Below are 12,503 nucleotides of genomic sequence, written 5' to 3' on the forward strand. Positions count from 1 at the left end.
CGGGATGGCTCGGTTCGCTCAGACGCCAAACGATCGCGATGCTTCGGAGGCGGTATCTCGTTCAATTTCGTAATTAGCACGCTCCGATTTTTTAACTGACTGTTGCACTTGCTCCTTGAGGCCGCCCATCCTACATACCATCTAATAGCCACGAATTAGGCTTCACTCTCTGATCGCAGGGAGTAAAGCCAATGGCTAGTCACGGCTATATAACCATCACAGGTAAGACGCAAGGGCTTATTTCCGCCGGGTGCTCAAGTCAGGAGTCGATTGGCAACAAATGCCAAGCCGGGCATGCCGATGAAATAATGGTATTGGCAATGAATCATGGCATGACAAATGTCGGCAATATCAAACGCACCACACATGGTCCGATCGTTATCACCAAAAACATTGATAAATCATCACCGCTCTTGGCCCAGGCGTTGACCAATCGGGAAGCCATTGATTGCACGATCTGCTTCTATCGTACCTCAGCCTTTGGCACACAAGAGGAGTTTTATACCATTAAGTTGGGCGGGGCGCAGGTCGCCGATTACTATGTTCGATCCTTTAAAGTTGCCGGAGGTGTATCTCTTACAATAGAGGGAATGGCGAATCTACAAAGCGTCGACCAGATTCGAGAAGAGCTGATAAAATGACGCTGTTTCTATATTTGTCTGCTCTTGTTTTAGGGTTGTGGTTGGGTCGATTTTTCAAAACTTATTTTACCGGTCCTGATTTAAGCAATGCAGGAGCGTGGTTCTGTATCTTGTTTAATATTTTTTTGGGTTCTATTCATTTTGGGCTCGTGCAAAATGAAAGGTTTCTGTTTATTGGTGACGTCTCCAGTTGGGTGGATGAGTACCCCCTTGTTCTTTGGCCAGCGCTAATTGGTGTAGTTTTACACTCGACTTTTATGCCGGAGAAAACTACGCATTCGTAGAACGATTGACGGAAAATGCCTTGCTCGCTAACAAGAACAAGGCATCTCCAACGCATCAGCCCAACAACGTTCGTAGCACCTCGGTAAACGCCCGGGCGCTTTCTTCCTCGTGAGCATGACGCCCCTGACGCACCACCCACTGCCCATTGACCATCACATCGCGAACCTGACGATCCCCGCCGGCAAACAGCCAGCGGTTGAGGATGCCGTCTTCGCTGGCGGTTGCCAGGTAAGGATCGTTGCCGTCGAGCACCAACCAGTCTGCACGTTTGCCGACAGCCAGTTCGCCAATCGGCTGGCCCAGCGCCTGGGCGCCGCCGCTCAGTGCTGCGTCGTAGAGGGTCCGTCCGACCATTGGCTGATCGCCGCGATAGAGTCGATTGCGCCGCTGATCACGCAGGCGCTGGCCGTACTCCAGCCAGCGCAGTTCTTCAACCACGCTCAGTGACACGTGGCTGTCGGAACCAATGCCCAAGCGACCGCCCTGCGCCAGATAATCCACAGCAGGGAATATGCCATCGCCGAGGTTGGCTTCGGTGGTCAGGCACAAGCCGGCAATCGCGCCGCTGCGGGCCATGAGGGTAACTTCGTCGGCTTGTGCATGGGTGGCGTGGACCAGGCACCAGCGCTGGTCGACTTCGACGTTTTCATACAGCCATTGCAGCGGACGACGGCCACTCCAGGCCAGGCAGTCGTCGACTTCCTTTTGCTGTTCGGCAATGTGGATGTGTACCGGGCAGGTCTTGTCGCTGGCGGCCAGCACCTGGGCGATCTGCTCTGGGGTCACCGCGCGCAGCGAGTGGAAGCACAGCCCCAGCTGTTGCGCTGGTTGGCTGGCCAGTACAGGGCCGAGTTGCTGTTGCAGCTTGAGGTATTGTTCGGTGCTATTGATGAAGCGGCGCTGGCCTTCGTTCGGGGCCTGGCCGCCAAAGCCGGAGTGGCTATACAGCACTGGTAGCAAGGTCAGGCCAATGCCGCTGGCACGCGCAGCGGCGCTTATGCGCAGGGACAGTTCAGCAGGGTCGGCGTAGGCCTGGCCCTGTGTGTCGTGATGTACATAATGGAATTCAGCAACAGAAGTGTAACCAGCCTTGAGCATCTCGATGTAAAGCTGGCGGGCAATGACTTGCAGTTGTTCGGGGCTGATCTTGCCCACCAGGCGGTACATCAGTTCACGCCAGGTCCAGAAACTGTCATTGGGGTTGCCGGCGACTTCGGCAAGCCCGGCCATGGCGCGCTGAAACGCGTGCGAGTGCAGGTTAGGCATGCCCGGCAACAGCGGGCCTGCCAGACGCTCGGCACCCTCGGCCGAACCATTGGCCTGAACGCTTGAGAGCAGGCCATGGGCGTCGACCTCGATTCGGACATTTTCGGCCCAGCCCGTGGGGAGCAAAGCGCGCTCGGCGAAGAAGACGGACATCGGCGCAACACCTCGTTGTGATTATTTGTATATACATATACAGACGTTTGCCTGCTGGGTAAACTCCGGCAAGCTACCGTTCATTCAACCGAACAAAGGATATCTTCCGTGCCGACACCTCCTGTCTCCGCGCTGGTTGCCCAGATGGGCGAGGGGCCGGCGCCGCTGTATGCCCGGGTCAAGCAAATGATCGCCCAGCAGATCCAGAATGGCAGCTGGCCGCCGCACCACCGGGTGCCATCGGAAAGCGAACTGGTCAGCCAGTTGGGCTTCAGTCGCATGACCATCAATCGCGCCCTGCGAGAACTCACCGCCGAAGGGCTGTTGGTGCGTATGCAAGGGGTGGGCACCTTCGTGGCCGAGCCCAAAACTCGCTCTGCGCTGTTTGAAGTGAACAACATCGCCGACGAAATTGCTGCCCGTGGCCACCAGCATACGTGCCAAGTGATAACCCTCGCCGAAGAAGCCGCAGGTTCCGAGCGTGCCTTGGCCCTGGATATGCGCGAAGGGCAGCGGGTGTTTCATTCGCTGATCGTGCATTACGAAAACGGCATTGCGGTGCAAATCGAAGATCGCTTCGTCAATGCGCAGATTGCGCCTGATTATCTCAAGCAGGATTTCACCCGGCAGACACCCTATGCCTACCTGTCTCAGGTCGCGCCATTGACCGAGGGCGAGCATGTGGTCGAGGCGATATTAGCCGAGCCGGAAGAATGCCGGCTTCTGCACATTGAACAAGGCGAGCCGTGCTTGTTGATTCGCCGCCGCACCTGGTCGGGTCGCCAGCCAGTGACTGCCGCTCGTCTGATCCACCCAGGTTCCCGTCACCGTCTGGAAGGACGCTTTAGCAAATGAGCCAGCTACAGGTTTTACGCGCCAAGGATTACCCCCGCATGCCGTGGAAGAACGGCGGCGGTAGCACCGAAGAGATCACCCGGGATGCGGGCGAAGGCCTGGAAGGTTTTGGCTGGCGGTTGTCGATTGCCGATATCGCCGAGTCCGGAGGATTTTCCAGCTTTGCCGGATACCAGCGCATTATCACTGTGCTCGAAGGGGAAGGCATGCGTCTGCAGGTTGATGGCCAGGCCACGCGGCCATTGTTGCCCTTCGATGCGTTTGCCTTTAGCGGCGAAAGCCAGGTGAGCTGCACGTTGCTTGGTAGCTCGATTCGCGACTTCAACCTGATCTACTCTGCGCAGCGTTACCGTGCGCGCCTGCAGTGGCTGGATGGCAGTCAGCGAGTGTTCAGCTCGGCTTCGACACTGCTGCTGTTCGCCGCCGCCTCGCAGGTGGAAGTGGCGCTGGCGGGGCAGGGCGATCACACGCTTGGGCGCTATGATTGCCTGCATCTGGAGGCCAACACCGATCTGCAGACCTTGAACGTCCAGGGGCGCTGCTGTCTGATCGAGCTTACCCCACACTGAGTGTGTTACGCCTCGGCCGAATAATTCGGCTGGGGCTGTTACCCTATGACCCAAAGTGGTGCAACGCCACGGGTCGGCATCCGTTCACCGTCCATCTCCCCGAAACTTTTTTCATTGCGCCAAAGCCAAGCGCTGCGGGGCTCTGGCGCTAGCCTTTCAGCCTGGTAAACGACAGCGATGACGAGTTGGCATTTCAATTGCCTATGCTTGTACATACAAGTAAAGATGTGTTTGTATGAGCCCCATGACACACCCAATGCCTGGGTTGCTCTGGACTGATTGCTTAGGAGCCATTTCCGTGACCGACAACAATTTCAAAAAATTCCGTGACGTCGAAATCCGCGCAGCACGCGGCAACACGCTCACCGCCAAAAGCTGGCTGACCGAAGCGCCCCTGCGCATGCTGATGAACAACCTTGACCCGGAAGTGGCCGAGAACCCGAAAGAGCTGGTGGTCTACGGTGGTATTGGCCGTGCCGCACGTAACTGGGAGTGCTACGACAAAATCGTCGAGAGCCTGACCCACCTTAACGATGACGAAACCCTGCTGGTGCAGTCGGGCAAGCCGGTTGGCGTGTTCAAGACCCACAGCAACGCCCCACGCGTGCTGATCGCCAACTCCAACCTGGTGCCACACTGGGCCAACTGGGAACACTTCAACGAACTGGATGCCAAGGGCCTGGCCATGTACGGCCAGATGACAGCCGGCAGCTGGATCTACATCGGTAGCCAGGGCATCGTCCAGGGCACCTACGAAACTTTCGTCGAAGCCGGCCGCCAGCACTACAACGGCAGCCTCCAGGGCAAGTGGGTACTGACCGCGGGCCTCGGCGGCATGGGCGGCGCCCAGCCACTTGCCGCGACCCTCGCCGGCGCCTGCTCGCTGAACATCGAATGCCAGCAGAGCCGTATCGATTTCCGCCTCAGCAGCCGTTATGTCGACGAGCAAGCCAAGGACCTCGACGATGCCCTGGCGCGTATCGCCAAGTACACCGCCGAAGGCAAGGCCATCTCCATTGCCCTGCTGGGCAACGCGGCAGAAATCCTGCCTGAACTGGTCAAGCGTGGCGTGCGCCCGGACATGGTCACCGACCAGACCAGCGCCCACGACCCGCTCAACGGCTACCTGCCAGCCGGCTGGACCTGGGAGCAGTACCGCGACCGCGCCCAGACCGAGCCAGCTGCCGTGGTCAAGGCTGCCAAACAGTCGATGGCCGTTCATGTCCAAGCCATGCTCGCGTTCCAGAAGCAAGGCGTGCCGACCTTCGACTACGGCAACAACATTCGCCAGATGGCCAAGGAAGAAGGCGTCAGCAATGCCTTTGATTTCCCAGGCTTCGTACCGGCCTACATCCGTCCACTGTTCTGCCGGGGTATCGGTCCATTCCGCTGGGCCGCGCTGTCGGGCAACGCCGACGACATCTACAAGACCGACGCCAAGGTCAAGGAACTGATCCCCGACGATGCCCACCTGCACAACTGGCTGGACATGGCCCGCGAGCGCATCAGCTTCCAGGGTCTGCCCGCGCGTATCTGCTGGGTCGGCCTGGGCCTGCGCGCCAAGCTCGGCCTGGCGTTCAACGAAATGGTGCGCAGCGGCGAGCTGTCGGCGCCGATCGTCATCGGTCGCGACCACCTGGATTCGGGTTCGGTGGCCAGCCCTAACCGCGAAACCGAAGCCATGCAGGACGGCTCCGATGCGGTCTCCGACTGGCCGCTGCTCAACGCCCTGCTCAACACCGCCAGTGGCGCCACTTGGGTTTCGCTGCACCACGGCGGTGGCGTGGGCATGGGCTTCTCCCAGCACTCGGGCATGGTCATTGTCTGCGACGGTACCGACGAAGCGGCCGAGCGTATCGCCCGGGTCCTGCACAACGACCCGGCTACCGGTGTCATGCGTCACGCCGATGCCGGTTACCAGATCGCCATCGACTGCGCCAAGGAACAAGGCTTGAACCTGCCGATGATCACCGGCTGATCTTCGGTAATTGGTTGATACTGATATCTATGCGGGCGAATACGCCTCACGAGTACGGAGCATTAATGTGACTGAATTGACCCTCAAGCCTGGCAACCTGACCCTGGCTCAGCTGCGTGCGATCTACAAGCAGCCGGTGAAACTCAAGCTGGACGCCAGCGCTGACCAGCAGATCGACGACAGCGTTGCCTGCGTTGAGCAGATTCTGGCGGAAAACCGTACCGCCTATGGCATCAATACCGGCTTTGGCCTGCTGGCGTCGACCCGTATTGCCAGCCACGATCTGGAAAACCTGCAGCGCTCGCTGGTGCTGTCACACGCGGCAGGCGTTGGCCAGCCAATCGACGATGCCTTGGTACGCCTGATCATGGTACTCAAGGTCAACAGCCTGAGCCGTGGCTTCTCCGGCATTCGCCGCAAAGTCATCAATGCGCTGATTGCCCTGATCAACGCCGAGGTCTATCCGCACATCCCGCTCAAAGGATCGGTAGGCGCCTCGGGTGACCTGGCGCCGCTGGCTCATATGTCGTTGGTGCTGCTTGGTGAAGGTAAGGCCCGTCACAACGGTCAATGGCTGTCGGCCACAGAGGCGCTGGCCGTAGCCGGTCTTGAACCGCTGACCCTGGCCGCCAAGGAAGGTCTGGCACTGCTCAACGGTACCCAGGCATCCACTGCTTACGCCTTGCGCGGTCTGTTTGAAGGTGAAGACTTGTTTGCCGCTGCGACGTCGATTGGTGCGCTGACTGTTGAAGCTGTCCTTGGCTCACGCTCGCCATTTGATGCGCGTATCCACGAAGCCCGTGGCCAACGTGGCCAGATCGACTCGGCTGCCTGCTACCGTGACCTGCTGGGGGATGGCAGTGAGGTTTCGGCGTCCCACCAGAACTGTGGCAAGGTCCAGGATCCGTACTCGCTGCGCTGCCAGCCGCAAGTCATGGGCGCCTGCCTGACTCAATTGCGCCAGGCCGCCGAGGTACTGGTCATCGAAGCTAACGCAGTCTCCGACAACCCGTTGGTATTCGCCAAAGAAGGCGATGTGATCTCTGGTGGCAACTTCCACGCCGAGCCGGTCGCCATGGCGGCGGACAACATGGCGCTGGCGATTGCCGAAATCGGTTCGCTGAGTGAGCGTCGTATCTCGTTGATGATGGACAAGCACATGTCGCAACTGCCGCCATTTCTGGTGGCCAATGGTGGGGTTAACTCCGGCTTCATGATCGCGCAGGTAACCGCTGCCGCCCTGGCCAGCGAGAACAAGGCTTTGGCTCACCCGCACAGCGTCGACAGCCTGCCGACTTCGGCCAACCAGGAAGATCACGTGTCGATGGCGCCGGCGGCTGGCAAGCGTCTGTGGGAAATGGCTGAGAACACCCGTGGTGTACTTGCAGTTGAGTGGCTAGCTGCCGCGCAAGGCCTGGACCTGCGCGAAGGCCTGAAAACTTCGCCGAAGCTGGAGCAGGCCCGCCAGGCCCTGCGCGGCAAAGTTGCTTTCTACGAGAAAGACCGCTTCTTCGCCCCGGACATCGAGGCCGCTATTGCCCTCCTGGCCGAAGGCTCCCTCACCGGTCTGCTGCCGGCCAAGGTCCTGCCTAGTCTGTAAATCCTTTTGGGGCCGCATGGCGGCCCATCGAAGGGCAAGCCCGCTCCTGCAGTGGGAGTGGACTTGCCCCGCGATGGTTGATGGAACAGCCCAATCATTCTCACGACCAGAACAAAAATAAGGACGTGACATGCAACAAGCAGAAGGTCTCAAGCGTGGGCTTACCGCGCGTCACATTCGCTTCATGGCATTGGGGTCGGCAATCGGCACCGGCCTGTTCTACGGTTCGGCCGCCGCCATCCAGATGGCAGGTCCGGCGGTACTGCTGGCGTACCTGATTGGCGGCGCAGCGGTATTCATGGTTATGCGCGCCCTGGGCGAAATGGCCGTGCACAACCCGGTATCCGGCTCGTTCGGCAGCTACGCCAGCACCTACCTGGGGCCCATGTCGGGCTTTATCCTGGGCTGGACCTACGCCTTCGAGATGATCATTGTGTGCCTGGCCGATGTCACCGCATTCGGCATTTATATGGGTTTCTGGTTTCCCGAGGTCGCCCGCTGGATCTGGGTGCTGGGGATTGTTTTCCTGATTGGCGGCCTGAACCTGTGCAACGTCAAGGTCTTCGGTGAGATGGAGTTCTGGCTGTCGTTGCTAAAGGTCACCGCTATTGTGGCGATGATCCTGGCCGGCTTTGGCATCATGGCCTTCGGTCTTAGCAATGCCAGTGCGGAGCACGCAGTCGGTATCAGCAACCTGTTCGATCATGGCGGCTTCATGCCTAACGGCATCGGAGGTCTGATTGCCTCGTTCGCGGTGGTGATGTTCGCTTTCGGCGGTATCGAAATCATCGGTATCACCGCTGGTGAGGCCAAAGATCCGCAGCGCGTCATTCCCAAGGCAATCAACGCCGTTCCAATGCGCATTCTGCTGTTCTATGTGCTGACCCTGTTCGTGCTGATGTGCTTGTACCCGTGGCCACAGATTGGCAGCCAAGGTAGCCCATTTGTGCAGATCTTCAGCAACCTGGGAATCGGCTCGGCGGCGACGGTATTGAATATCGTGGTGATTTCGGCAGCGGTGTCGGCAATCAACAGCGATATCTTTGGCGCCGGACGGATGATGTACGGCCTGGCCCAACAGGGTCATGCGCCCAAAGGCTTCGCGAAAATATCTCGTCACGGTGTACCGTGGATGACTGTACTGGTTATGGGTGCGGCATTGCTCGGCGGCGTGGTGCTCAACTACCTGATCCCGGAAAACGTATTCCTGTTGATCGCTTCGATCGCTACCTTTGCTACGGTGTGGGTCTGGCTGATGATTCTGGTAACCCAGGTTGCCATGCGTCGCAGTATGAGCCGTGAAGAAGTGGCCGATTTGAAGTTCCCGGTACCGTTCTGGCCCTATGGTCCGGCGGCAGCGATTGCCTTCATGCTGTTTGTATTCGGCGTGCTTGGCTACTTCCCTGACACGCAGGCCGCACTGCTGGTCGGCGTAGTCTGGGTATTGTTCCTGGTTGCCTCTTACCTGCTGTGGTGCAAGCCGCGGGCAGCGAAAGCCGAGGCTGCCTTGGCCCAGGACCCTTCACAACTTCAGCGCTAGAAACGGAGACATTGCATGAAAACCCTCTGGCAGCACTGCCACGTGGCGAGCATGGCCCAAGGCACTTACTCGATCATTGAGGACGCGGCTATCGTCACCAGCGCTGGCCGTATCGAGTGGATCGGCCCGCGCCAGTCGCTGCCGACCATGACTGCCGATAGAACGGTGGACCTGGGCAATGCCTGGGTCACCCCAGGGCTGATCGACTGTCACACCCATACAGTGTTCGGTGGCAATCGCAGCGGCGAATTCGAGCAGCGCCTGCAAGGCGTCAGTTATGCTGAAATAGCCGCACAGGGCGGCGGCATTGCCAGCACCGTAAGGGCGACGCGTGCCGCCAGCGAGGATGAGCTGTTCGCCAGCGCCCGTCAGCGGGTCCAGGCCTTGATGCGCGATGGCGTTACCACGCTGGAGATCAAGTCCGGCTACGGCCTGGACCTTGCCAGCGAGCGCAAGATGCTCAAGGTTATTCGACGCCTGGGTGAAGAGTTGGCGGTGACGGTACGCAGTACGTGCCTGGCGGCTCATGCCTTGCCGCCTGAGTACAAAGACCGCGCCGATGACTACATTGCCCATATCTGCGATGAGATGCTTCCGGCCCTGGCGGCTGAAGGGCTGGTCGACGCCGTGGATGCCTTTTGCGAATACCTGGCGTTCTCCCCGGCCCAGGTCGAGCGGGTTTTCATCAAGGCCCGTGAGTTGAACCTGCCGGTGAAGCTGCATGCCGAGCAATTGTCGTCGTTGGCGGGCTCGAGCATGGCTGCGCGCTATCAGGCGCTGTCGGCTGATCATCTGGAGTTCATGACCGAAGATGATGCAATTGCCATGGCAGCAGCTGGGACCGTCGCGGTGTTGTTGCCCGGGGCGTTCTATTTCCTGCGCGAGACGCAACTGCCACCGATGGATGCTCTGCGTAAACACGGTGTGAAGATTGCCATTGCCAGTGACTTGAACCCCGGCACCTCGCCCGCGCTTTCACTGCGCTTGATGCTGAACATGGCCTGCACGTTGTTCCGCATGACGCCGGAAGAAGCCCTGGCCGGTGCAACTACCCATGCCGCCAGCGCGCTGGGATTGGGGCACAGTCATGGTTCGCTGGAAGTGGGCAAGGTCGCCGATTTCGTTGCCTGGCAGATCGAGCGTCCGGCGGATCTGTGCTATTGGCTCGGCGGGGATCTGCCCAAGCGGGTCGTGCGCCTTGGCCAGGAAATTTTCAGTTGAAGGAGGATTAATGGACAAGGTACTGAGTTTTCACCAAGGTCAATTGCCACTGTTGATCAGCATGCCCCACGCTGGTCTGCGTCTGACCCCAGTGGTCAAGGCCGGCCTGGTGGTGCAGGCGCAAAGCTTGCCTGACACCGACTGGCACATTCCGCAGCTCTATGATTTTGCCCGTGAGCTGGGAGCCAGCGTGGTGGCTGCCGAGTATTCGCGCTTTGTTATCGACCTGAACCGTCCGGACGACGACAAACCTTTATATGCCGGTGCCACGACCGGGCTTTACCCCGCCACGTTGTTCGAGGGCGAACCGTTGTTTCAGGCCGGCAAGGAGCCTTCTGCTGAGGAGCGGGCGGAATACCTCGAGGGTATCTGGCGCCCTTATCACGACACCCTACGTCGCGAGCTGGCACGCTTGCGCGAGCAGTTTGGTTATGCACTGCTCTGGGACGCCCACTCGATTCGTTCGCATATCCCGCATTTGTTTGATGGCAAGCTGCCGGACTTCAACCTTGGCACCTTTAACGGCGCCAGTTGTGATCCACAACTGGCCGAGCGTCTACAGGGTGTTTGCGCCAAGGCCGAGCGCTACAGCCACGTCCTCAATGGACGCTTCAAGGGCGGGCACATCACTCGCCACTACGGTGACCCAGCCAACAACATTCATGCGGTGCAACTGGAGCTGGCGCAGAGTACGTACATGGAGGAGGTTGATCCGTTCAAGTACCGCGAAGACCTGGCGCAGCCGACTCAGGTCGTGTTGAAACAGTTGCTTGAAACCGTGCTGGCCTGGGGGCAGGAACGCTATTCGCATTGAAGACATCGCAAGGCAAGCCCGCTTCCACATGACTGTCTGACAGGTGTGGGAGCGAGTTCGCCGGGCGATAGGGTCGGCAAGACCCATTCAGGTACATGCTCTAAGCGCAATTCAGGTTTATGATGCCCCACGGCAGAATAATTTCCACACGGAGTGCGTAATGCAGACCTTGTACCCGCAGATCAAACCCTACGCCCGGCACGATCTGGCCGTGGAAGCTCCACATGTACTGTATGTCGATGAAAGTGGTTCGCCGGAAGGTCTGCCGGTGGTTTTCATCCATGGTGGGCCAGGAGCGGGCTGCGATGCGCAAAGCCGTTGCTACTTTGACCCCAACCTTTACCGAATCATCACCTTCGATCAGCGTGGTTGCGGGCGTTCGACCCCCCATGCCAGCCTGGAAAACAACACCACCTGGCATCTGGTCGAAGACCTTGAGCGCATCCGCGAGCACCTTGGGATCGACAAATGGGTGCTGTTTGGCGGCTCCTGGGGTTCTACCCTGTCCCTGGCCTACGCTCAGACTCATCCGGAACGTGTGCATGGCCTGATCCTACGAGGGATCTTCCTGTGTCGCCCACAAGAAATCGAATGGTTCTACCAGGCTGGCGCTAGTCGCCTGTTTCCGGATTACTGGCAAGACTATATCGCACCGATTCCAGCCGAAGAGCGCGGTGATCTGGTAGCGGCATTCCACAAGCGCCTAACCGGCAATGATCAGATCGCCCAGATGCATGCCGCCAAGGCCTGGTCTACCTGGGAAGGGCGTACCGCAACCCTGCGGCCCAATCCGCTGGTGGTCGATCGTTTCTCCGAACCCCAGCGCGCGTTGTCGATCGCCCGCATCGAATGCCATTACTTCACCAATAATGCGTTCCTTGAACCGAACCAGTTGATTCGTGACATGCCCAAAATTGCTCACCTGCCGGCGGTCATCGTGCACGGTCGCTATGATGTTATTTGCCCGCTGGACAACGCCTGGGAACTGCACCAAGCCTGGCCGAACAGTGAGCTGAAAGTTATTCGCGATGCAGGGCACGCCGCTTCGGAGCCCGGTATCACTGACGCCTTGGTGCGCGCCGCAGACCAGATGGCCCGGCGCCTGCTCGACTTGCCTTTGGAAGAAGCATGAAGGGCCTGCTGCAACGCGTGCGTGGCGCGCGGGTAGATGTCGAGGGCAAGACGGTAGGTGCAATCGACCAGGGACTGTTGGTACTGGTTGCGGTTGAGCCGGGTGATACCCGCGCTCACGCCGACAAGCTATTGCATAAGCTGCTTAACTACCGGGTATTCAGTGATCCTCAAGGCAAGATGAATCTTTCCCTCAAGGATGTTGCTGGCGGTCTTTTGCTGGTATCGCAGTTCACCCTGGCTGCCGATACGCAAAATGGTTTGCGCCCTAGCTTTTCCACGGCGGCGACACCTGCGCTGGGGGCGGAGCTTTTTGACTATTTATTGGCTCAGGCCCACGCTCAACACCCCACCGTTGCCAGCGGTCAGTTTGGGGCAGACATGCAGGTGCACCTGGTCAATGATGGCCCCGTAACATTTATGTTACAAATATGAAGGCAAAAAACCCCT

11 protein-coding genes are annotated in these 12,503 nt (G+C 59.1%); 10 read left to right on the forward strand and 1 reads right to left on the reverse strand.

What is annotated here, in order from left to right; genetic code table 11:
- Window positions 1-191: 191 nt before the first annotated feature.
- On the forward strand, window positions 192-641 hold the full coding sequence (gene tssD, locus H8F21_RS24295) for a type VI secretion system tube protein TssD (RefSeq protein WP_203482844.1): 450 nt from the start codon (window positions 192-194) through the stop codon (window positions 639-641).
- A gap of 339 nt (window positions 642-980) precedes the next feature.
- Here tssD and H8F21_RS24300 read toward each other — a convergent pair whose 3' ends face one another.
- Complete coding sequence (locus H8F21_RS24300; protein ID WP_203482845.1) at window positions 981-2,345, reverse strand: formimidoylglutamate deiminase; 1,365 nt, start codon at window positions 2,343-2,345, stop codon at window positions 981-983.
- A gap of 144 nt (window positions 2,346-2,489) precedes the next feature.
- Between H8F21_RS24300 and hutC the strand changes: the two genes are divergently transcribed.
- The 9 genes from hutC to dtd all read left to right on the forward strand — a co-directional run bounded on the left by hutC (window position 2,490) and on the right by dtd (window position 12,488).
- Window positions 2,490-3,200: a histidine utilization repressor gene (gene hutC, locus H8F21_RS24305; RefSeq protein WP_168198528.1), complete on the forward strand. Its 711-nt coding sequence runs from the start codon at window positions 2,490-2,492 to the stop codon at window positions 3,198-3,200.
- A complete protein-coding gene (locus tag H8F21_RS24310; protein WP_203482846.1) occupies window positions 3,197-3,769 on the forward strand; it encodes a HutD/Ves family protein in 573 nt (190 codons plus the stop codon). Before hutC ends, H8F21_RS24310 begins: the two co-directional genes overlap by 4 nt.
- A 298-nt stretch (window positions 3,770-4,067) precedes the next feature.
- On the forward strand, window positions 4,068-5,747 hold the full coding sequence (hutU, locus tag H8F21_RS24315; RefSeq protein ID WP_203585520.1) for a urocanate hydratase: 1,680 nt from the start codon (window positions 4,068-4,070) through the stop codon (window positions 5,745-5,747).
- 67 nt (window positions 5,748-5,814) lie between these two features.
- A complete protein-coding gene (gene hutH, locus H8F21_RS24320; RefSeq protein ID WP_203482128.1) occupies window positions 5,815-7,347 on the forward strand; it encodes a histidine ammonia-lyase in 1,533 nt (510 codons plus the stop codon).
- Window positions 7,348-7,477: 130 nt separating this feature from the next.
- Entirely contained in the window at window positions 7,478-8,887 is a 1,410-nt protein-coding gene (locus H8F21_RS24325) for an amino acid permease (protein ID WP_203482127.1), read from the forward strand.
- 15 nt (window positions 8,888-8,902) lie between these two features.
- Window positions 8,903-10,108, forward strand: a complete 1,206-nt coding sequence (gene hutI, locus H8F21_RS24330; protein ID WP_203482126.1) for an imidazolonepropionase — start codon at window positions 8,903-8,905, stop codon at window positions 10,106-10,108.
- Window positions 10,109-10,118: 10 nt separating this feature from the next.
- The gene (hutG, locus tag H8F21_RS24335) at window positions 10,119-10,922 is read left to right on the forward strand and encodes an N-formylglutamate deformylase (RefSeq protein WP_203482125.1); all 804 of its coding nucleotides are present in this window, start codon (window positions 10,119-10,121) and stop codon (window positions 10,920-10,922) included.
- Window positions 10,923-11,082: 160 nt separating this feature from the next.
- Window positions 11,083-12,054: a prolyl aminopeptidase gene (gene pip, locus H8F21_RS24340; RefSeq protein ID WP_203482124.1), complete on the forward strand. Its 972-nt coding sequence runs from the start codon at window positions 11,083-11,085 to the stop codon at window positions 12,052-12,054.
- Entirely contained in the window at window positions 12,051-12,488 is a 438-nt protein-coding gene (dtd, locus tag H8F21_RS24345; RefSeq protein WP_203482122.1) for a D-aminoacyl-tRNA deacylase, read from the forward strand. The genes pip and dtd overlap by 4 nt, the downstream gene beginning before the upstream one ends.
- The last annotated feature ends 15 nt before the right edge of the window (window positions 12,489-12,503 follow it).

It is taken from the genome of Pseudomonas arcuscaelestis (assembly GCF_016881005.1).
GTDB classification, from domain to species: domain Bacteria; phylum Pseudomonadota; class Gammaproteobacteria; order Pseudomonadales; family Pseudomonadaceae; genus Aquipseudomonas; species Aquipseudomonas arcuscaelestis.